Source organism: Enterococcus avium (genome assembly GCF_002891025.1).
Taxonomy (GTDB): Bacteria; Bacillota; Bacilli; order Lactobacillales; family Enterococcaceae; genus Enterococcus_A; species Enterococcus_A avium.
The window spans coordinates 959,740-982,140 of the sequence record NZ_NBSL01000002.1; the positions used below are offsets into that span (position 1 = coordinate 959,740).

The following is a 22,401-nucleotide window of genomic DNA, read 5'->3' on the forward strand; positions in this document are numbered from 1 at the left end:
GTGTTTTTTGTGTTCTTTAAAACTCGCCTTGCGCCTATTTTATTTGATTGCTATGATATTTTTAAACGGGATAAAAAGGAGAGCCTATGGAAAAAGTGTTTGTTAGTCCTATGACTTATCGTCAGGGAGAAAATGTTCTGTGGAATCACTTAGAAGATATTCTAGCTTTTGGTCAAAAAGGTTTAATTGTAACTGATGGTTTTGTTTATCAAATGCTGGGAGAACGATTGTACCAGAAACTAACGAAGCTAGGCGGAGAAATGTTTGTATGGGTAATAGAAGAAGATAGACCAAGTGAAACGTTCGATTATATTGTTGCTTTAGGCGGTGGTCGGGCGATTGATTTAGGAAAGGCGTTGGCTTTTGAATCAAATGCGTCCTGTATCGTTGTTCCTACATCGGCAGCAACCGACGCGCCAACATCACGTATCTCGGTGAAATACCATAACGGTTATTTCGAGAAATATTCCTATTATGCTAAAAGTCCTGATCTTGTTTTAATTGATACAGCAATTTTAATCAATAGTCCGGTTCATTTTTTGACGGCGGGAATCGCAGATGGGTTATCGACTTCAATTGAAGCAAGAACAGTACGAGAAAATAGTGGTGTGAATACTTTAGGTGCTGCGCCGACATTGGCAGCTGAAGCAATTGCGGAAAAATGTCGCGAGGTGTTGCTTGAATTTGCTGAGGAGGCAGTGGAGGCAAATGAAAAACATATAATTACACCGGCCTTCGAAGCTGTAGTTGAAGCGAATACATTATTAAGTGGAATCGGTTTTGAATCTGGCGGATTAAGTATCGCTCATGCACTGCATAATGCGATGGTCAGTCTGTGGGGAAACGAGATAAAGGGAAGTCACGGTCAAATCATCGCGTTGACCACTTTGCAGCAATTACGAATTGAGGGACGAGAAGAAGAGCTTGCACGCTATCAAACGCTATTTGAAAAATTAGCACTGCCGAACTTTTATGAGGAGCTATCAATTTTTCCAGCAGCTGAAGAGTTAAAGAAAGTCACTGAGCTTGCTTTTTCACCAGAAGATGGAATCCTTCGCAGTCACTCGCCAGCTACAAAAACTAATGTTTATAAAAATCTGCTGACATTTAGAAAAACCCGTGAAATCTAAAATGATTTCACGGGTTTTTGTTAAATATTCAACACTTTATTTAAGAAATCTTGTGTTCTTGGATTGTGAGGATTATTGAAGACCTGTTCTGGCGTGCCATCTTCTAATATTTTTCCGCCATCTGTAAAGATTACACGGTCCGCTACTTCTTTAGCAAAGCCCATTTCGTGGGTAACGATCACCATGGTCATCCCTTGTAAGGCCAAATCCTTCATAACCTTTAGTACGTCCCCAACCATTTCTGGGTCAAGCGCCGAAGTAGGTTCGTCAAACAACATAATATCAGGATTCATGGCTAACGCACGCGCAATCGCCACACGCTGCTTTTGACCACCTGATAAACTGTCTGGATAGTCATTTTTCTTTTCTGCAAGCCCAACTTGTGTTAGTAGTTCAACGCCACGTTTGTCAGCAGACTCTTTTGATTCCCCCTTTAAATCAAGAGGGGCTAATGTGATGTTTTCTAATACAGTCAGGTGAGGGAACAAATTGAAATGTTGGAAAACCATTCCAATGTGCTGACGCACCAAATTGATATCTGTATGTTTATCTGTCAGATCCTGTCCATCAATAATGATCTCACCTGAAGTAGGTTCTTCTAAGTGGTTCATACAACGTAAGAACGTACTTTTCCCAGAACCAGATGGTCCGATGATGCAGACCACTTCACCTTCACTGATAGTGATATTTAAGTCATTTAAAACAGTATTGTCTCCGAATTTTTTAACTAAATGATTGACGACGATTTTATTATCCATCATTTTTTCCATCTATTTCACCTTCTTTTCTAAACGGTTCGCTAACTTAGTCAAGATCGTGATCAAGATCAAGTACATAATCGCAATGATCAAGTAAACGTAAGAACTTTGTGTGGTTCGAGCTACAATGATCTTACCAGTTTGCAGTAATTCTACCACACCAATTGCGGAAATGATCGTTGTATCCTTCAAACTGATAACAAATTGATTGATGAAAGAAGGGATCATAATTTTCACAGCCTGCGGTAAAATAATTTTCTGCATGGTGCGATTGTACGATAGACCTAAGCTGCGCGAAGCCTCCATTTGCCCAACTGGAACAGCATTGATACCACCACGAACAATTTCAGCGATGTATGCACTTGCGTTCAAGGTTAAAGTAATAATCCCAGCTGCGAAATCAGGAATTTTGATGCCTGTAATCCCAGGTAAGCCGAAGAAAATAAAGAAGGCTAATACCATCATTGGAATACCACGAATAATGTCGATATAAATACCTGCAAAAGTGCGTAGACCTCGAACAGGTGAGACACGGAACAGTCCGAAGATTACTCCTAATACCAATGCGAGAGCAAATGAGACTAAAGCTAAAACGATCGTCTTCCATAAACCATCCAACAATGATTTATAGTTGTTTTTTAATAAGCCGGTGATCGTTGATTCATCCACAGCATCTTTTTTCTCTTCCTTTTCAGTACCAATGTATTTATTCACGATCTCATCGTATTCGCCAGTTCGTTTCATCTCTTTTAAAGCTTCGGTGAACATTTCACGAAGCTCAGCATTTTGCCCTTTTTTAACTGCAAAACCATACTCCCCGCCAATTTCACGTTTGATCGGTGTTTTCAAGTTTTGCCCTTGATTTACGGCATAACCGATAACAGGGTAGTCATCCATCATGGCATCAATTGATCCAACCTTCAATGCATCATATAATTGATCGGCAGCATCGAAGCTCTTGACGTTATACCCATATTCTTTCTTGTGTGCTTCCAGAAAATCAGCACTTTCAGTACCAACTTTGGCCCCAACTGTTTTATCTTTTAAATCTTTGTAAGATTTGATATCTTTATTGTCTTTTGCAACGGCTAATTGAATCCCACTTTGGAAGTAAGGATCGGAGAAATCATAGTTGGCCTTACGTTCATCTGTAATAGTCATCCCAGCAATCATGCCATCAGCTTGCCCCGATTCAAGAGCCTGCATAGCAGAAGAGAAGCCGATAAACTTCATATCTAATTTAAAACCTTGCAGTTCAGCTGCTCGTTTTAGCAAATCGACATCGATTCCTTTGTATTTTCCATCACTATCTTTGTACTCAAATGGTGCAAAAGCAGAATCGCTAGCAACCACGTAAACATCTTTTTTCGGTTCAATTTTCTTCATTTCATCTGAAGCTGCGGCTTGATCACCAGAACCAGTTGAAATATATTTTGCAACGATTTTATCATAGCTGCCGTCTTTCTTTAAATCCTTCAATCCCTGATTAAATTTCTTTAATAATTCTTTGTTTTCACCTTTCTTAACAGCAAAACCATAAGAACTGCCTTTTTCTGGCTCTCCTACCAATTTGAAGGGCTGTCCATTAGTTACAGCATAACCTAAAACGGGATAGTCATCGAAGATCGCAACGGAATTTCCATTGGTTAAGGCGTTGTACATTGCGTCAGCCGCTTCATATAGTTTAATTTCATAACCATATTTGTCTTTATTCTGCTCTAAGAAAGTCGCACTTTCTGTACCGATTTTTGCAGAAACGGTTTTACCCTTTAAATCCTTGTAGTCCTTGATATCATTGTTGTCGTTTTTGACAGCCATCTGGATACCGCTGTCAAAGTATGGTTCTGAAAAGTCAAAAGTTTTTTTCCGTTCATCTGTAATACTCATTCCAGCAATCATACCGTCAAGCTGATCTGACTGAACTCCTTGGATTGAACTGTCAAAACCTAAGGGGCGTAAGTCCACTTTGAAATTTTGATCTTTGGCGATTTGGTTGATTAAATCAACATCGATTCCTATGTATTCGCCATCGGAGTTTTGAAATTCGAAAGGCGCAAATGTTAAGTCCGTTCCGATTTTATATGTCTTTTCCGCGGCGTCGGTCTTATTGGCAAAGCCAAGTGTAAAAATACTTGCCATCAAAAAAACGACGAATGGAATTAATTTGTTTTTTCTCATAATAATCCTCCTATATACTTATCATTTGTTTATTATATGTTAGTTTAAGGATAAAATACAAGAGGGTTCATTGGTGGAAAGAAAAAAAGCAAAATTTTTATAACATGAAATGTAAGAAAAGGTAACATATCGATTGTTAAGAACTTTTTATGGCAAGAATAAAAAATGGCGAAAATATGTTCGGTATGCTATAATTTTGAAATGGAAAATCTTTGTTTATTTAATAGAAAAGGGGGATTTTTGTATGATTGAAAGAGTAACGGACAACACGTTCGATCTTCATTCAAAATATCAGCCTGCTGGCGATCAGCCCGAGGCCATTACACAGTTAGCCGAAGGAATCGTCGATGGAAAAAAAGCACAAATACTTTTAGGAGCTACCGGTACTGGGAAAACATACACAATTTCTAATGTCATTAAAGAAGTCAATAAACCAACCTTGATTATTGCCCATAACAAGACATTGGCGGGACAATTATATGGTGAGTTTAAGGAATTCTTTCCTAACAACGCGGTGGAGTATTTTGTCAGCTATTATGATTACTATCAGCCGGAGGCATATGTACCATCAAGTGATACTTATATTGAAAAGGATTCGAGTATCAATGACGAAATCGATAAGCTGCGTCACTCGGCAACTAGCGCTTTGCTGGAACGAAATGATGTGATTGTAGTGGCGTCGGTTTCTTGTATCTTTGGTTTGGGTTCGCCGAAGGAATATTTAGAACAAGTAGTTTCATTGCGGGTGGGAATGGAAATGGATCGAAATCAACTGTTGCGAAATTTAATCGATATTCAATTTGAGCGAAACGATATTGATTTTCAACGTGGACGCTTTCGCGTTCGTGGTGATGTAGTAGAAATATTCCCCGCATCACGTGACGAGCGTGCTTTACGTGTGGAATTTTTTGGTGATGAGATCGAACGTATCCGTGAAGTTGATGCTCTAACTGGAGAAATTACGGGAGAAACGGAGCATGTCGCAATATTTCCTGCAACTCACTTCTTAACGAATGAAGGGCATATGGAAGTAGCCATCAGCAATATTCAAAAAGAATTAGAAGATCGCTTAGAAGTATTACGCAATGATAATAAATTACTAGAAGCACAGCGCCTAGAACAACGAACGAATTACGATATCGAAATGCTGCGAGAAATGGGCTATACATCAGGAATCGAAAACTATTCTAGACATATGGATGGTCGTAAAGAAGGGGAACCGCCTTATACCTTAATAGACTTCTTCCCTGAAGATTTCTTACTTGTAGTCGATGAGTCACATGTGACGATGCCTCAAGTTCGCGGAATGTATAATGGTGACCGTGCGCGGAAGCAAATGCTTGTAGATTATGGATTCCGCTTACCATCAGCATTAGACAATCGTCCTTTACGTCTGGAAGAATTTGAAGAACGGGTCAATCAGATTGTTTATGTTTCAGCGACACCAGGACCTTATGAACATGAAGAAACAGATACTGTGGTAGAACAAATTATTCGTCCAACCGGGTTATTGGATCCGGTCATTGAAGTGCGCCCGATTATGGGGCAAATCGATGATCTTGTTGGTGAAATTAATGAGCGTTCTGAACGAAATGAGCGTGTTTTTGTTACGACCTTAACGAAAAAAATGTCCGAAGATTTGACAGACTATTTCAAAGAGCTAGGAATCAAAGTCAAGTATCTTCACAGTGATATTAAAACACTGGAACGGACTGAGATCATTCGAGATCTGCGTTTAGGGAAGTTTGATGTACTTGTGGGAATTAACTTACTGCGTGAAGGGTTGGATGTGCCGGAAGTTTCGTTGGTTGCAATCTTAGACGCTGACAAGGAAGGATTCCTGCGAAGTGAACGATCGCTCGTTCAAACGATTGGTCGAGCAGCCCGTAACTCAGAAGGTAAAGTTATTATGTATGCTGATAAAGTGACGGATTCGATGCAACGAGCAATGGATGAAACGTCACGACGTCGCAGTATTCAAGAACAGTATAATGAAGAACACGGAATCGTGCCGAAGACAATCATTAAAGAAATTCGTGATTTGATCTCGATCAGTAAAGTCGCAGATGATACTGAGTCATATGACGCCACTTCATTTGACGAGCTTTCTAAATCCGAACGAAAAGAACTTATCGCTAAAATGGAAGACGAAATGCGTGAAGCTGCTAAGACACTTGATTTTGAGACTGCTGCAACCTTACGAGATACGATTCTAGAGCTAAAAGCAGCAGAATAGACAAATCTAATTAGTAAGAGTATGATTCCGCTTTGCTGCCTTGCTAATCTTAGTGAAATAAAATTAATAAGGCAGCTAAGCATAAAAAAATTACAGTAAATCAATGAAATAGGAGATATAAATGGCAAATGATAAGATAGTTATTCACGGAGCGCGCGCTCATAATTTGAAAAATGTAGATGTCACGATTCCTCGTGATAAAATGGTGGTTGTTACTGGTTTATCTGGTTCTGGAAAGAGTTCATTGGCCTTTGATACGTTGTATGCGGAAGGCCAACGTCGTTATGTGGAGAGTCTATCTGCATACGCCCGTCAATTCTTAGGTCAAATGGATAAGCCGGATGTTGATAGTATTGATGGCTTAAGCCCAGCGATTTCTATCGACCAAAAGACAACAAGCAAGAATCCTCGATCGACTGTGGGAACTGTAACTGAAATCAATGATTATTTACGATTGCTTTATGCCCGCGTAGGCCATCCAATTTGTCCTAATGATCATATTGAAATCACTTCACAGTCAGTGGAGCAAATGGTCGATAAAGTTTTGGAATTACCCGAACGGACGAAAATTCAAATTCTAGCTCCTGTAGTTGCTAAGAAAAAAGGGCAGCATAAAAAAGTTTTTGAAATGATTCAACGGGAAGGTTACGTCCGCATGCGTGTTGATGGTGAATTGTATGATGTAACCGAAGCTCCTGAACTAACCAAAAATAAAAAGCATGATATCGAAATTATCGTTGACCGGATCGTTGTAAAAGATGGCATTCGATCGCGCTTATTTGATTCTTTTGAAGCAGCTTTGCGTTTAGCAGAGGGTTATGCGATTGTTGATGTGATCGGTGAAAAAGAAATGCTATTCAGTGAACATTATGCTTGTCCTTATTGTGGATTTACTGTTGGCGAGCTTGAACCTCGTCTGTTTTCATTCAACGCACCATTTGGCGCTTGTCCAGATTGTGATGGTTTAGGGGTGAAACTAGAAGTCGATATGGATCTAGTGATTCCCGATCAAAGTAAGACATTACGTCAAGGCGCCTTGATTCCTTGGAATCCAATCAGTTCGCAATACTATCCACAAATGTTGGAACAGGCCTGCTTGAGCTTTGGCATTGACATGGATACACCTTTTGAAGATTTACCGAAGGAACATCAGGATATTATTTTAAATGGTTCTAACGGGGAGAACTTCCATTTCCATTATGAAAATGATTTTGGCGGTGTTCGTGACGTAGAGGTGCCATTTGAAGGAATTATCAACAATATTAATCGTCGATACGCTGAAACAAATAGTGATTTCACTCGAGATCAAATGCGTTTGTATATGACTGAGTTGACCTGTCAAACTTGTCATGGGTATCGTTTGAATCCTCAAGCCTTGTCAGTTCAGATCAATGATACGAATATAGGACAGGTGAGTGAAGATTCAATTAATAGCGCACTAGACTTTTTCGAAACAATTGCTTTGAGCGAACAAGAAAAAGTTATTGCTAAACCCATTTTGAAAGAAATTAAGGATCGGCTAAGCTTTTTGCGAAATGTCGGTCTGGATTATCTGACCTTAAGCCGTGCATCTGGAACATTATCTGGAGGAGAAGCGCAACGAATTCGATTAGCAACTCAGATTGGTTCAAATTTATCTGGTGTGCTTTATATTTTAGATGAGCCATCAATTGGTTTGCATCAACGAGATAATGACCGTTTGATCGAATCTTTAAAGAAAATGCGCGATCTTGGAAATACGTTGATCGTTGTTGAACATGATGAAGACACAATGCGCGCTGCGGATTATCTGATTGATGTAGGTCCAGGAGCAGGTGATCAGGGCGGAGAAATCGTGGCTGCTGGGACACCAAAAGAAGTTGAAAAGAATCCTAAATCGTTAACTGGTCAATATTTATCTGGTAAACGAGAAATTGCTGTACCTAAGGAACGCCGGAAAGGAAATGGCAAGAAGATCAAAATCACCGGTGCTGCTGAGAATAATTTAAAAAATATTGATGCAGAGTTCCCATTAGGTAAGTTTGTCGCGGTTACAGGTGTTTCTGGCTCAGGAAAGTCAACTCTGGTTAATCAAATATTGAAGAAAGCTCTAGCGCAAAAGCTTAACCGTAATTCCAATAAACCAGGCAAATTCAAGAAGATCACTGGTTACAATAATATTGAAAAATTAGTTGATATTGATCAAAGTCCAATTGGACGGACACCACGAAGCAATCCGGCAACCTATACGAGTGTGTTTGATGACATTCGTGATTTATTTGCTCAAACAAATGAAGCAAAAATTCGTGGCTATAAAAAAGGACGATTCAGTTTTAACGTTAAGGGTGGCCGCTGTGAGGCTTGTCGCGGAGATGGAATCATCAAAATTGAAATGCATTTCTTACCAGATGTGTATGTTCCGTGTGAAGTTTGTCATGGCAAACGCTACAACTCAGAAACGTTGGAAGTTCACTACAAAGGTAAGAATATTGCGGATATTTTAGAAATGACTGTCGAAGATGCCGTAGAGTTCTTCAAGCATATACCTAAAATTCATCGAAAATTGCAAACGATTGTTGATGTTGGTTTAGGTTATGTTACTATGGGGCAACCAGCAACGACGCTATCTGGTGGTGAAGCGCAACGGATGAAGCTTGCCAGCGAACTGCACAAGAATTCGAATGGTAAGAATTTTTATATCCTGGATGAACCAACTACTGGGTTGCATACAGATGACATTGCACGTTTATTGAAGGTGCTTGAACGCTTCGTTGACGCTGGTAACACAGTTCTGGTAATTGAACATAATTTAGATGTGATTAAGTCAGCTGACTATGTGATTGATTTGGGACCAGAAGGCGGCGATGGCGGCGGTACTGTTTTAGCGACAGGTACACCTGAAGAAATTGCTGAAGTACCGGAGAGTTACACCGGACATTATTTAAAACGCGTTCTTAAAAAATAAGTAACTGATAAAGCTTAATGCAGGTAAAGGATTCTCCTTTGCTTGCATTTTTCTTTATGGTATGATTATCGTTGATTTAGAATGAGAAGGTGTAAGAGAATATGAATGAAAAACAAAAATTTGTACCGATCCTGTTAGGAAGCGACATCAATGTATATGGAATGTCTCGTTCTTTCCATGAAGCATATGGAATCGTTTCTGAAGCTTATGCTGGTTTACAGTTGGCGCCGACAAAATACAGTAAAATCGTGAATGTCCATGTTGTACCAGGATTCGATAAAGATCCTGTGTTCATGGATAAAATGCGCGAATTAGGAAAGACTACCTATAATAACCCCGAAACAAAATATTTGCTGATTGCCTGCGGAGATGGGTATGCGGAGTTGGTTTCACAACACAAGGAAGAGCTTTCTGAATGGTTTATTTGCCCTTATATTGATTTTGACTTGTTGCAACGTTTGATCAGTAAAGTCAGCTTTTATGAAATCTGTGAAAAGTATGATTTACCTTACCCAAAAACCTTCATTATTACAGAGGATATGCTTGAAGCGGGAAAATTGAAACAAGATTTGCCCTTTGACTTTCCAGTAGCCTTGAAACCTGCTAATAGTGTCGAGTGGTTATCAATTGATTTTGAAGGACGCAAAAAGGCCTTTATCCTAGATACACGTGACGAATTCGATACGATCATTGAACGAATTTATCAAGCCGGCTATACAAGTGAGATGATTGCCCAAGATTTCATCCCAGGTGACGATAGCAATATGCGCGTACTAAACGCTTACGTGGATCAAAATCATCAAGTTCGCATGATGTGTTTGGGGCATCCATTGCTAGAAGATCCTTCTCCTGAAGCAATCGGAAATTATGTAGCCATCATGCCTGAATACAATGAAAAAATCTATCAAACCATCAAGAGCTTTTTAGAAAAAATCGATTATACTGGCTTTGCTAACTTCGATATGAAATATGATCCGCGAGATGGTGAGTATAAGTTATTCGAAATCAACTTACGTCAAGGGCGTAGCAGTTTCTTTGTGACATTAAACGGCTTCAACTTAGCCCAATATGTAACAGAGGATCGTGTTTTTGAGAAACCTTTTGATGAAACAATTTACGGCAAAGCTGAACCAGCTAATTCAAAATTATGGATGGGTGTTCCTAAGAGTGTTTTTGAAAAATATGCTCGTAACAATGTAGATAAAGATAGAGCCCTAGAAATGATTAAAAAGGATCAATGGGGGACAACTGTCTTTTACAAGAAAGATATGTCCTTGATGCGATGGGTATTAATGAAATATATGTTTAGCCAATATAAAGGCCGTTTTGATTTATTCTTTAAAGAGAAAGAAGGATAAACATGGAAAATTTCTTTAGTATACTTGGCGGTATGGGGACGATGGCAACGGAGAGTTTCATTCGAATTCTTAATCAACGGACTCAGGCTCATAACGATCAAGAATATCTAAACTACGTCATGTTCAATCATGCGACAGTTCCCGATCGAACTGCTTACATTTTAGATAATAAGGCAGCGAATCCCCTACCTTTTCTGCTAGATGATATCGAGAAACAAAACTTATTAAAGCCAGATTTTATCGTCTTGACTTGTAACACGGCTCATTATTTTTTCGAGCAATTGCAAGGTGCAACGAAGATCCCCCTATTGCATATGCCGCGAGAAGCTGTTAATGAAGTAACGAAGAATCATCAAAAAGGGGATAAAATTGCTGTTCTGGCTACTGCTGGAACTATGTCCGCTAAAGTTTATCAAAGCGAACTGGAAATAAAGGGATATGAAGTTCTGGTCCCTGAAAAAGAGTTGCAAGACAAGGTCAATCATCTGATTTATCATGATGTGAAGGAAAATGACTTTATAAATAGTGAGCTGTATTTAGAAATTCTTTCAGACGTTTTTGAAAAGCATGGATGTCAAAACGCTATTTTAGGCTGTACAGAGCTGTCTTTAGTCCAAGAATTGACGAAAGATGTACCATATTCTGTGATCGATGCCCAATCAATTTTAGCAGATCGGACAATTGAACTAGCGCTAAAAAACAGATCTTCCAAGTAGGAAGGTTTGTTTTTTTGGTCGTGTTATTACGAAAATTTAAAGAATTATAAAAAAGTAGCAAAGACACGCCAGGAATGTTATAATTTTTTTAGAAGGCAAAGGAGTTTTTGCCTTTTTTTAGCGCACATATAAAAAGAGTATTCATATGAAGATTTAGTCACTTAGATAGTCTGATAGATTATTTTGAAATAATTTCCTTAAAAAAGAGAGGAGAGACACAAATGACTGAGAGTTTACATTTAGTTGTCATTACTGGTATGAGTGGTGCGGGGAAAACCGTGGCGATTCAAAGCTTTGAAGATATGGGGTATTTTTGCGTGGATAACATGCCTCCAGGTTTAATTCCGAAATTCTGGGAATTAATCCGTGAATCAGGAAAGGTAACAAAAATCGCCCTAGTGGTTGATTTGCGTTCACGGTCATTTTTCGAAGATATTCAAAATATGTTGGTAGAAATTGAAAATACAGGTTTTATTGATACGAGTATTCTATTTTTAGATTGCTCTGATGAGGAGTTAGTTTCTCGTTACAAAGAGACTCGCCGTGCACATCCCCTTGCAATGGAGGGCATGATCACCGAGGGAATCCGCAAGGAACGGGCAATTTTGGAAGATTTAAAAAATCGTGCAACATTAATGATTGACACGACTGATTTAACTCCGCGTCAATTGCGCGAAAAAATTAATCAATCATTTAAACAGCAGGATGATTTAGGCTTCCATGTGGAGGTTGTTTCATTTGGTTTCAAGTATGGTTTGCCGATTGATGCGGATATCGTGATGGATGTTCGCTTCTTACCAAATCCACACTATATCCCAGAATTACGACCGCAAACGGGATTAGATAAGCCTGTTTACGATTATGTTATGTCATTTCCTGAAACAGAAAGCTTTTATACGAATTTTGTACGAATGATCATGGATATTCTGCCAGGCTACATCAAAGAAGGAAAAAGCTCTTTAACAATTGCGATCGGCTGCACAGGTGGTCAACATCGTTCGGTTGCATTGACTGAACGGGTAGGCAAGGCGATTAAAGATGCAGATTATAAAGTCAATATTACGCATCGTGATAAGGATAAGCGGAAAGAGACGGTGAATCGTTCATGAAAATGAAAACATATCGTATCCGCAAACCTAAGATTGTCGTAATAGGCGGCGGAACTGGTCTGCCGGTCATTTTGAAAAGCTTGCGCAACCAAAGTGCGGATATCACTGCTGTCGTCACTGTTGCCGACGATGGTGGAAGCAGCGGTGAATTACGTGATTCAATTGACATGGCACCACCCGGGGACTTGCGAAATGTATTAGCAGCGTTATCTGATATGCCAAAACTCTATGAAGATTTATTTCAGTATCGTTTTCATGAAAGTGATAAGTTTTTAGCAAATCATACGATTGGCAATCTGTTGATTGCTGCATTGTCTGAAATGCGCAATAGTACTTATGAAGCGATTCAATTACTTTCTATGATGATGCATGTTGATGGACATATTTATCCATCGTCAGAGATGCCGTTAGTGTTGCACGCTGATTTTGATGATGGAACCAGTGCAGTAGGAGAGTCCAAAATTGCTATTGATCGCAAAAATATCGAAAAGGTTTACGTTACTGATAAAAGCGGAGAAAAGGCTGTCCACGCGGCTCGTAAAGTTGTTAATGCGATCAATGAAGCAGATATGGTCGTACTAGGTCCAGGGTCGTTATTTACGAGCATTTTACCTAATCTGATGATCGAAGAATTAGGCGAAGCCGTTCGCACGACAAACGCGGAAGTTGTCTATATTTGTAATATCATGACTCAAAAAGGTGAAACCGAGCATTTCAGTGATGCAGATCATATTCGTGTTTTACATAAGCATCTTAAAAGTAATTTTATTGATACGGTCTTAGTTAATACCGAGCACGTACCAGAGGGATACATGGATCCTGAAATCTATGATGAATATTTAGTGCAAGTGACTCACGATTTCAACGGCTTACGAGAACAAGGTTGTCGAGTTGTTTCCACTGATTTCTTGAAATTACGTGATGGCGGTGTATTCCACGATGGTGATAAGGTGGTTGATGAATTGTTCCGAATTGTTTTTGGGGCAAAAATTTAATATTAAGTAGAAATAAGGAGGGCTCGCCATGTCTTTTGCAGCAGAGGTAAAAAAGGAATTAACGGGTCTGGCGGTCCAAAAGAATCTCGCGCAAGCTGAATTAGCTGCTTTGATACGAATGAACGGTTCGCTTAGTTTGAACAATCATCAATTTGTTTTGAACGTTCAAACGGAAAATGCCGCAATTGCTCGTCGAATTTTTACGCTGTTGAAAGAGCATTACGGTGTTCGCAGCGAATTGCTGGTACGGCGTAAAATGAAATTGAAGAAAAATAATGTTTATATTGTACGGCTGAAACAGGAAACTCAGAAAATATTACTAGATTTGGATATCATGGACGGTGCGATGTTTCAATCGCATATTTCTAATGAGATCAAACAATCAGAGAAAAAAACTCGCGCATATTTAAGAGGGGCTTTTTTGGCTTCTGGTTCAGTTAATAATCCAGAAACTAGTCGCTATCATTTAGAGATTTCGTCGATCTATGAGGAGCATAATCAAGATATTTGTGATTTACTCAACCAGTTCGACTTAAATGCACGTACCCTGGAGCGCAGAAATGGGTACATCACGTATCTAAAAGGGGCCGAGAAAATTGCCGACTTTTTAACGTTGATTGGCGCGACGAACTCGATGTTAAAATTTGAAGATGTTCGAATCGTACGTGACATGCGCAATTCGGTTAATCGTTTGGTTAATTGCGAGACAGCGAATATGAATAAGACAATTGATGCTGCTTCAAAGCAGATTGAAAACATTCATTTTATTGAAGCTACTGTCGGTTTGCAGTCTTTACCTGAGAAGTTGCAGGAAATCGCAGAATTAAGAATACAAAATCCAGAAATTAGTTTAAAAGAATTAGGAGAAATGATTCCATCAGGTGCAATCTCCAAATCGGGAATCAATCATCGAATTCGTAAGATCAATGACTTTGCAGATAATTTACGCAAAAAAACCGTTTGATTTTGAAGTGAAGCGACCTCCAAATGTTAGATTTTTGATCTAACATTCGGAGGTCAGTTCAATTCCAAACGGTTTTTTTATCTATTCAGCAATATATGATTTTAATGTGGCTTCATCAATAGATTCGTCAAAAATATGTTCGCCTAAAACAATTGTTGGTACAAATTTGATATTGGCTTGTTCGGCTTCGTTGCGTATCTCGCTTTGCAATATTTGGTTTGCTTGCTGGTTGAAACGCAGTGTTTTTTCGGCGTACTCAGCGACAGCTTCGAGTTCGAAATCTTGCCAAATTGTTTGGGTTTCGAACGCCTGTTGAATTTGTGTTAATGCCTTTTCAGGGTCAGTATCAATGTATTCATGCATAACATTGCCGCGTTGTAAACTAATTTTATCCTTGTCTAGTAATTTGATGACGCGTTGAATTTTCCCTTCTGTGACAGCTTGATTTAACGTGTCATAAGATTCTTCGAACCACTGTTTACAGTAAGGGCAACGGAGGTTGATAAATTCAATCAAGCGTTTTGGTGCTGTATCAGATCCAATTTTAATCCCATTAAAATCATTGACTAGCTTTCCTTTAATAACTGAAATATCCATACGAAAACACATCCTTTCATCTATTAGTGTACAGAATATTTATAAGAATACAAACTCTTTTCATATAAATTAAGTTAAAAAGCCTACAAGACATATTGAAATTAAGGTATGTTAGTTTATAATAAATCCGTTGTTATAAAAATTCTAAAATTGGTATCTCAAGAATCCAAGTATCTTGTAGAGATATTACAGAAATATAGGTTGTTTTTCTACATTAGAAATGACAACAATTAATTGAAAAAGGAGGAGACACATGCGTAAGAAAAAAACGATGGATGGAAATACAGCTGCTGCTTATATTTCATACGCATTTACAGAATTAGCCGCAATTTACCCGATCACTCCTAGCTCAACAATGGCCGAACTTGTAGACCAGTGGGCTTCACAAGGAAAGAAAAATATATTTGGTCAACCCGTATCAATTACGGAAATGCAATCAGAGGCCGGTGCCGCTGGTGTCGTACATGGTGCGCTGAAAACCGGCGCATTAACTACGACTTATACTGCCTCTCAGGGATTGCTCTTGATGATTCCTAACATGTATAAGATCGCCGGTGAATTGTTACCAGGCGTTTTTCATGTTGCTAGTCGTGCCGTTACGACAAATGCATTGAATATTTTTGGTGATCACGGAGATGTAATGGCAGCTCGTCAAACAGGCTTCGCTATGCTGCAAGAAAGTAGTGTGCAAGAAGTAATGGATTTATCTGCTGTCGCACATTTGGCCGCGATTGAAGGTAGTTTGCCTTTCATGAATTTTTTCGATGGTTTCCGGACGAGCCATGAGATTCAAAAGGTCGAGGTGCTTGATTATCAGGAGCTGGCGCCGTTAATTAACCAAGAAAAATTAAGAGCTTTCCGTAAACGTAGTATGAATCCCAATCATCCTACCATCAGCGGAACCAATCAAAATCCAGATGTACATTTTCAACAAAGGGAAACAGTCAATCGCTATTATGATGAACTGCCAGCAATTGTCCAAAAATATATGTTTGAAATTAATAAATTACGTGGAACAAACTACGACTTAGTAACCTATTATGGTGCTGAAGATGCTGAAGAGGTTATTGTAGCGATGGGTTCCGTAGCCCAAACTATTGAGCAGACGGTGGACTATTTAAATGCAAACGGACGTAAGGTTGGATTTCTAAACATTCATTTGTATCGTCCGTTCCCGACTGAAAATTTTTTGGACAAACTGCCGGATACTGTTAAATCAATTGCTGTATTGGATCGTTCAAAAGAGCCGGGGGCAGATGGGGAACCACTTTTATTAGACGTTCAAGGAGTAATGTATGAAGCGGATGTTCGTCCTAAAATCATTGGCGGTCGTTTTGGTTTAGGCTCTAAGGATGTGACTCCAGATCAAATTATTGCTGTTTACGATGAATTGACCAAGAATAAAAAAGAAGCAAAAAAACGTTTTACGATTGGAATCGTTGATGATGTAACAAATATGTCATTAGAAACAAAGGGTATTCTTGACCTGACAAATCCTAAAACATTTCAAGCAAAATTCTGGGGATTTGGGTCAGATGGAACCGTTGGTGCGAATAAGTCGGCTATTAAGATTATTGGGGACCATACAGATAAATACGCACAGGGATATTTCAGTTATGATTCAAAAAAATCGGGCGGATTAACTGTTTCTCATTTACGATTTGGTGATACGCCGATCCGTTCGACGTATCTTGTTGAGAGTGCAGATTTTATCGCTTGTCATACACCAGCTTATATTCACACTTATGATCTATTAAAAGGTCTGAAGCCAGGCGGAGTCTTCTTAATGAATACTATGTGGAATGATGCGCAGATTGATCGATTACTGCCAGCTAAGATGAAGCGTTATATTGCAGAAAATGATATTAAATTTTATACCATCAATGCCGCGAAATTAGCAATGGATGTTGGTTTAGGTTCACGAATCAATACAGTTATGCAAACGGCGTTTTTCCGTTTAACTGGGATCATTCCTTTTGAGGAAGTATTAGATATTTTAAAAGCGGAAGCAGATAAGAGCTATCGACGGAAATCATTAGAGATCGTCGAAAAAAATATAGCTGCGATTAATCAAACAGTTGAACTTTTACATCAAGTTCAAGTACCTGAAACTTGGGCTAAAGTAGAGATTCCAAAAAAAATCCGGCAAACACCGGTTACTCAATATGTGGAACAAATCGTCGAACCGATAAATTCACAACAAGGAAATAGCTTGACAGTGAATGATTTAGTTATAAATGGGATGACAGATGGAACTATACCAACAGGTACAGCGAAGTTTGAGAAACGTGGTGTAGCTTTAGAAGTTCCGCACTGGATTAGTGACCGCTGCACGATGTGTAATGAATGTTCATTTGTTTGTCCTCACGCTGCAATTCGACCATTCTTAGCCGATGAGGAAGAAATGGAGGCAGCACCTGAAGGATACATTGTAAGAGAGATGCGTGGTGCTGATGGACAGAAATACCGTATTCAGGTTTCCGTTGAAGATTGTACAGGTTGCGGCTTGTGTGTGGAGGCTTGTCCGGCGAAAGGTAAAGCTTTGGTCATGAAGCCTTACGAAGAGGAAAAAGAACAAGCAATCAACTGGGCATTCTCAATGACTTTAAAGCAAAAGGCAAATCCTGCAAAAACAAATTCTGTTTTAGGCTCTCAATTTAATCAACCATTGCTTGAATTCTCAGGCGCTTGTGCTGGCTGTGGAGAAACACCTTATGTCAAATTAATGACACAAATGTTTGGTGATCGTATGATGATTGCTAATGCAACTGGTTGTTCATCTATTTGGGGTGCGGCGGCTCCAGTCAGTCCATATACAACGAATGAAAAAGGACAAGGACCCGCTTGGTCGAATTCGTTGTTTGAAGATAATGCGGAGTATGGCTACGGTATGTTTTTAGCAAACCAAACACGTCGTAAAGAGCTAGCTGATAAAATCAATGATGTACTAGATTACGTTTCAGATGATTTACGAGAGTTGTTGGAAGACTGGATGGATCATATGTTTGAATCAGAAGGGACGCAACAAAGAGCCACAAAACTAGCGGCGGCCTTAGAAGTGGCGGATTTATCTGATCCAAAGCTTGCTGATATTTATGATAATCGTGATTTGTTTGTGAAAACCAGTCAGTGGATGTTTGGTGGTGATGGCTGGGCTTATGATATCGGCTTTGGCGGGATAGATCATATTTTAGCCAGCGGTGCTGACGTAAATATTTTGGTAATGGATAATGAAGTTTATTCTAATACAGGCGGTCAAACGTCTAAAGCGACCCCAGCTTCTGCTATTGCGAAATTTTCTGCGGGTGGAAAATATCAGTCTAAAAAAGACTTAGGTATGATGGCGATGACCTATGGCAATGTCTATGTGGCTCAAATTGCCTCTGGAGCAAACCAAATGCAAACCATCAAAGCTCTAGAAGAAGCAGAAAAATTCCCTGGACCTTCGCTTGTAATTGCTTATACGCCATGTATTAATCACGGGTTACGCGGTGGAATGAGCAAAACGCTGCAAGAAGCAAAAGATGCTGTTAATTCAGGCTATTGGTCACTGTATCGTTACAATCCTTTACAACGTGAAAAAGGTAAAAATCCGATGACATTGGACTATAAGAAACCAAATTTTGATGAAATGATCGGATTCATGAAACAACAAACACGTTTTTCTGCGTTGGAAAGAATTCAACCTGAAGATGCACAGCGTCTATACCAAAAGACAGTAAATGATGCACAGACTCGTTTCTATAATTACGCCCGGTTAGCCGGACAAGAAGAAAAGATTCGTGCGAAATTAGCTGGAACTAAGTTGGAAAATACTGATGAAGCAGTCAATGTTAAACTAAAACGTGAGCGTAAAGTTGATCCAGAAGCAGAAGCTAGACGCGCTGCACGCCGAGCAGCACGAGCTGAGAAACGTAAAAAATAGTTATATTTGAGAGTCTTAGCTTGCTAAGGCTCTCTCTTAAATTTTATGCTAGAGCTGTACCATTGTGGTATAATTGTAGAGAATTTTGGATAGAAAGAGAGGTTATTCATGCCTAATCGTTTAATTGAATTATTCAAACCAGATTATTGGCTTAGCTTTTTTTCTGAGAATCTTTCAACCTGGGATATTATCGTCAACCTTTTAGATATATTTGTTGTTTGGTTTCTGATTTATCGTTTGTTTGAACTTGTTCGCGGAACAAAGGCTGTTCAATTGCTTAAAGGTGTCGCAATCTTTATCGGTATCCGGATTGTTGCCGAGTTAATTGGTCTGCATACGTTATCGTGGCTGATGAATCAGGTCATCACTTATGGCGTGATTGCGGCAATTATTATCTTTCAGCCGGAAGTTCGACGTGGTTTAGAGCATCTAGGACGCAGTGCTTTCTTTAAAACATCGAAGAAAGAAGAGCTGGATGATGAACGGATGATTTTGGCCTTCGATAAAGCCATTCAATACATGTCAAAACGAAAAATCGGGGCTCTAGTCACAATTCAACGTTCAACAGGCTTAGACGAGTATATTGAAACCGGAATTGATCTAGATGCGGATATTACCGGCGAGTTATTGATCAATATTTTTATTCCTAATACACCTCTGCACGATGGCGCTGTTATCGTCAAAGATGGAAAAATCGCAGTTGCCTCTGCTTATTTACCTCTTTCGGATAGTATGCTAATTCCAAAAGAATTCGGAACCAGACATCGAGCGGCAGTTGGTATTAGTGAAGTCAGCGATGCTCTGACTTTCATCGTCTCAGAAGAGACAGGTGGTGTAAGCATTACGTTAAGCAATGACTTCCTGCACGACTTGACCCAAGAAGAATACTTGGCTGTAATGCGACGAGAATTACTACCGGATGAGAAAATTGTAGGGAGAAAGAGTCTCTTGCAAACCTTTTTGGAAGGTTTGACTAAAGGAGGCAAAAAATGAGAATTAAGTTCAAAAAAGACAACGTACCTTATATGTTGATCTCCCTGCTATTTAGTTTAATCTTATTTTTTAATGTAAATAGTTCAAATTTCAGCAGATTAATTTCATCTGATACGAACTATGAAGAATCTATACAGAATGTACCGATTAATGTTGTTTACGATTCTGATGATTATTTTGTTCATGGGTTTTCATCAAATGTAACAGTCAAATTGAGCGGTGCTAATAGGATTCAATTGAATAGAGAAATCGATCCAGATACTCGCAATTTCAGTGTAGTTGCTGATTTATCTAAGCTTGGATCTGGAACGCATGAAGTTAGATTGAAAACGAAAAATTTATCTAGTTCACTTTTTGCAACGATTGAACCAGAAACAATTTCAGTTACGATTGAAAAAAAGGTCAAAAAGAAATTTGATGTGTCTCCAATTTTAAGCAGTACGACCAGTAATAATGGATTGAAAGTCGGAGAACTGTCAACTCAACCAGAGAAGGTTGAAATCACAACTGGAGAAACCACAATGAAAGAAATCGATCGTGTTGTCGCTTCAGTAGATAGTAGTAAACTTTCTTCGGATCAGGAAAGTATCCAAGCACCTGTACAGGCTTTAAATGCCAGCGGCGAAGTATTGCCGATCCAATCAGATCCGCAAAATGTAACTGTCAATTTTGAAATTCAAACACCAAGTAAAGAAGTTTCGCTTTATCCGATTCAAGAAGGAGATTTGCCTTCGTCGGTTGAAAGTGTCAAAATCGATCTGAATCGAACAAAGGCAACAATTACTGGCGTGCAGTCAGTAATTGATCAAATAGACAGTATTGGTATTCCGGTTGACGTAAGTCAAATTCAAGGGACGGTAAAAAAATTTATCGATGTCCCAATCTCTGGAAATTATCAGGTTATTCCGAAAACAGTAAGTGCACAAGTAACACCAGTATTTAAAAAATCACAAGACTCAGAAACAAGTAGTACAAATCATTCTAGTTCGTCGACAACAGGAGCCGCGGGGAACTCAAGTGACAGTTCAAGATCTTCGGAAATGAGCACTGATACTCAAGCGACTAGCAGTCAAGAAGAGTCGACAAATCAATCAGCTAACTAGATGAAGAAGGGAAATATAATTTAATGGGTAAATATTTTGGAACAGATGGAGTACGCGGAATCGCGAATAAGGAGCTAACACCTGAGCTAGCATTTAAGTTGGGCCGTTGTGGTGGCTACGTTTTAAGTCAACATCATGAGAGTGAAGGACGTCCACGTGTTTTAGTAGGACGTGATACTCGTATCTCAGGCGAACTATTAGAAACAGCTTTGATTTCAGGGTTATTATCTGTTGGTATCGAAGTTTTCCAGCTTGGTGTTATCTCAACCCCAGGGGTGGCCTACTTAACGAGATTACAAAAAGCCTCTGCAGGTGTTATGATTTCTGCGTCACACAATCCAGCAGAAGATAATGGAATTAAATTTTTCGGCGGAGACGGCTTTAAATTAGTTGATGAACAAGAGGCTGAGATCGAAGCGTTGATTGATGCTGAGGAGGATACATTGCCGCGTCCATCTGCTGAAGGATTAGGGACATTAGACGAATTCCATGAAGGGTTATTAAAATATTCTCAGTTCTTAGTGCAGACAATTTCAGGCGATTTATCAGGGTTAACAGTTTGTGTAGATGCAGCTAATGGTGCAACTTCAACAAGTGTTAATCGCTTATTTGCCGATTTAGAAACTGATTTTTACACAATGGGAACTTCTCCGAACGGACTAAATATCAATGCGGGTGTTGGTTCCACTCATCCAGAAGCTTTAGCGAAAATGGTCGTTGAAAAGGGCGCAGATGCTGGTTTGGCTTTTGATGGTGATGGCGATCGAGTGATTGCGGTAGATGAGCTTGGAAATATCGTGGATGGGGATCGCATTATGTTTATCTGTGCGAAATATTTAGCCGAACGTAAACGGCTAAAAAAAGATACGGTTGTCACAACCGTTATGAGTAATTTAGGTTTTCATAAGGCTATTGAGGATATTGGTTTGGATGATGTCATTACACAGGTCGGGGACCGTTATGTGGTTGAAGAAATGCGTAAGAATGATTATAATCTTGGCGGTGAGCAATCAGGTCATGTATTGTTCTTAGACTACAATACAACAGGTGATGGTATGCTGACGGGGGTTCAATTATTAAACATTATGAAACAAACCGGTAAAAAGCTCTCAGAACTTGCTAGCGAGGTAACAATCTATCCTCAAAAATTGGTAAACATTCGTGTCAGCGACAAGTACGGTGCCATGGACGTACCAGCCATCAAACAAGCAATTGAAGAAGCAGAAGCAGAAATGAATGGAGACGGACGCATCTTAGTTCGTCCTTCAGGAACAGAACCGTTATTGCGAGTTATGGCTGAAGCGCCTACAGATGAAAAGGTCGACTACTATGTCGATAAAATCGCAGCAGTTGTTCGTGAAGAAATTGGATTAGATTAGAGAACAAAAACGCCTG

At 39.3% G+C, this 22,401-nt stretch carries 15 protein-coding genes; 12 read left to right on the top strand and 3 right to left on the bottom strand.

Annotation, left to right across the window (positions count from 1 at the left end):
• Window positions 1–86: 86 nt before the first annotated feature.
• A complete protein-coding gene (locus tag AUF14_RS05120) occupies window positions 87–1,130 on the top strand; it encodes a glycerol dehydrogenase (protein WP_016179195.1) in 1,044 nt (347 codons plus the stop codon).
• Between the two features lie 20 nt (window positions 1,131–1,150).
• Here the strand turns inward: AUF14_RS05120 and AUF14_RS05125 are convergent, their stop codons facing one another.
• Together AUF14_RS05125 and AUF14_RS05130 are read right to left on the bottom strand one after the other, a co-directional pair.
• Window positions 1,151–1,888: an amino acid ABC transporter ATP-binding protein gene (locus AUF14_RS05125; protein WP_034877127.1), complete on the bottom strand. Its 738-nt coding sequence runs from the start codon at window positions 1,886–1,888 to the stop codon at window positions 1,151–1,153.
• 12 nt (window positions 1,889–1,900) lie between these two features.
• Complete coding sequence (locus tag AUF14_RS05130) at window positions 1,901–4,066, bottom strand: amino acid ABC transporter substrate-binding protein/permease (protein ID WP_048718852.1); 2,166 nt, start codon at window positions 4,064–4,066, stop codon at window positions 1,901–1,903.
• A 244-nt stretch (window positions 4,067–4,310) separates the two neighbouring features.
• Between AUF14_RS05130 and uvrB the strand changes: the two genes are divergently transcribed.
• The 7 genes from uvrB (at window position 4,311) to whiA (ending at window position 14,388) form a co-directional block, all read left to right on the top strand.
• Window positions 4,311–6,302: an excinuclease ABC subunit UvrB gene (gene uvrB / locus AUF14_RS05135; protein ID WP_016179192.1), complete on the top strand. Its 1,992-nt coding sequence runs from the start codon at window positions 4,311–4,313 to the stop codon at window positions 6,300–6,302.
• 121 nt (window positions 6,303–6,423) lie between these two features.
• The gene (uvrA, locus tag AUF14_RS05140) at window positions 6,424–9,246 is read left to right on the top strand and encodes an excinuclease ABC subunit UvrA (RefSeq protein ID WP_016179191.1); all 2,823 of its coding nucleotides are present in this window, start codon (window positions 6,424–6,426) and stop codon (window positions 9,244–9,246) included.
• A 101-nt stretch (window positions 9,247–9,347) separates the two neighbouring features.
• On the top strand, window positions 9,348–10,604 hold the full coding sequence (locus AUF14_RS05145; protein ID WP_016179190.1) for a carboxylate--amine ligase: 1,257 nt from the start codon (window positions 9,348–9,350) through the stop codon (window positions 10,602–10,604).
• A gap of 2 nt (window positions 10,605–10,606) precedes the next feature.
• Window positions 10,607–11,320, top strand: coding sequence for an amino acid racemase (locus tag AUF14_RS05150; RefSeq protein ID WP_016179189.1), 714 nt, complete (start codon window positions 10,607–10,609; stop codon window positions 11,318–11,320).
• A 221-nt stretch (window positions 11,321–11,541) separates the two neighbouring features.
• Complete coding sequence (gene rapZ / locus AUF14_RS05155; RefSeq protein WP_016179188.1) at window positions 11,542–12,429, top strand: RNase adapter RapZ; 888 nt, start codon at window positions 11,542–11,544, stop codon at window positions 12,427–12,429.
• Window positions 12,426–13,424 (top strand): gluconeogenesis factor YvcK family protein, encoded by a 999-nt coding sequence (locus AUF14_RS05160; RefSeq protein ID WP_016179187.1) that lies wholly within the window; start codon window positions 12,426–12,428, stop codon window positions 13,422–13,424. The genes rapZ and AUF14_RS05160 overlap by 4 nt, the downstream gene beginning before the upstream one ends.
• 28 nt (window positions 13,425–13,452) lie before the next feature.
• Entirely contained in the window at window positions 13,453–14,388 is a 936-nt protein-coding gene (whiA, locus tag AUF14_RS05165) for a DNA-binding protein WhiA (protein WP_016179186.1), read from the top strand.
• 81 nt (window positions 14,389–14,469) lie between these two features.
• On the opposite strand, the gene AUF14_RS05170 is transcribed toward whiA, so the two are convergent.
• A complete protein-coding gene (locus tag AUF14_RS05170; protein ID WP_016179185.1) occupies window positions 14,470–14,985 on the bottom strand; it encodes a thioredoxin domain-containing protein in 516 nt (171 codons plus the stop codon).
• A gap of 253 nt (window positions 14,986–15,238) precedes the next feature.
• On the opposite strand from AUF14_RS05170, the gene nifJ reads away from it, so the two are divergent.
• From nifJ to glmM, 4 genes are all read left to right on the top strand, one after another.
• A complete protein-coding gene (gene nifJ / locus AUF14_RS05175; protein WP_016179184.1) occupies window positions 15,239–18,910 on the top strand; it encodes a pyruvate:ferredoxin (flavodoxin) oxidoreductase in 3,672 nt (1,223 codons plus the stop codon).
• 108 nt (window positions 18,911–19,018) lie between these two features.
• Window positions 19,019–19,903 (top strand): diadenylate cyclase CdaA, encoded by an 885-nt coding sequence (gene cdaA, locus AUF14_RS05180; RefSeq protein ID WP_016179183.1) that lies wholly within the window; start codon window positions 19,019–19,021, stop codon window positions 19,901–19,903.
• Window positions 19,900–21,006, top strand: coding sequence for a CdaR family protein (locus AUF14_RS05185; RefSeq protein ID WP_016179182.1), 1,107 nt, complete (start codon window positions 19,900–19,902; stop codon window positions 21,004–21,006). Before cdaA ends, AUF14_RS05185 begins: the two co-directional genes overlap by 4 nt.
• 23 nt (window positions 21,007–21,029) lie before the next feature.
• Entirely contained in the window at window positions 21,030–22,385 is a 1,356-nt protein-coding gene (gene glmM / locus AUF14_RS05190) for a phosphoglucosamine mutase (RefSeq protein ID WP_016179181.1), read from the top strand.
• Window positions 22,386–22,401: the final 16 nt, after the last annotated feature.

Coding starts and splice junctions, on each gene's coding strand:
- AUF14_RS05120 (WP_016179195.1), top strand. CDS start 87: ATGGAAAAAGTGTTTGTTAGTCCTATGACTTATCGTCAGGGAGAAAAT.
- AUF14_RS05125 (WP_034877127.1), bottom strand. CDS start 1,888: ATGGATAATAAAATCGTCGTCAATCATTTAGTTAAAAAATTCGGAGAC.
- AUF14_RS05130 (WP_048718852.1), bottom strand. CDS start 4,066: ATGAGAAAAAACAAATTAATTCCATTCGTCGTTTTTTTGATGGCAAGT.
- uvrB (WP_016179192.1), top strand. CDS start 4,311: ATGATTGAAAGAGTAACGGACAACACGTTCGATCTTCATTCAAAATAT.
- uvrA (WP_016179191.1), top strand. CDS start 6,424: ATGGCAAATGATAAGATAGTTATTCACGGAGCGCGCGCTCATAATTTG.
- AUF14_RS05145 (WP_016179190.1), top strand. CDS start 9,348: ATGAATGAAAAACAAAAATTTGTACCGATCCTGTTAGGAAGCGACATC.
- AUF14_RS05150 (WP_016179189.1), top strand. CDS start 10,607: ATGGAAAATTTCTTTAGTATACTTGGCGGTATGGGGACGATGGCAACG.
- rapZ (WP_016179188.1), top strand. CDS start 11,542: ATGACTGAGAGTTTACATTTAGTTGTCATTACTGGTATGAGTGGTGCG.
- AUF14_RS05160 (WP_016179187.1), top strand. CDS start 12,426: ATGAAAATGAAAACATATCGTATCCGCAAACCTAAGATTGTCGTAATA.
- whiA (WP_016179186.1), top strand. CDS start 13,453: ATGTCTTTTGCAGCAGAGGTAAAAAAGGAATTAACGGGTCTGGCGGTC.
- AUF14_RS05170 (WP_016179185.1), bottom strand. CDS start 14,985: ATGGATATTTCAGTTATTAAAGGAAAGCTAGTCAATGATTTTAATGGG.
- nifJ (WP_016179184.1), top strand. CDS start 15,239: ATGCGTAAGAAAAAAACGATGGATGGAAATACAGCTGCTGCTTATATT.
- cdaA (WP_016179183.1), top strand. CDS start 19,019: ATGCCTAATCGTTTAATTGAATTATTCAAACCAGATTATTGGCTTAGC.
- AUF14_RS05185 (WP_016179182.1), top strand. CDS start 19,900: ATGAGAATTAAGTTCAAAAAAGACAACGTACCTTATATGTTGATCTCC.
- glmM (WP_016179181.1), top strand. CDS start 21,030: ATGGGTAAATATTTTGGAACAGATGGAGTACGCGGAATCGCGAATAAG.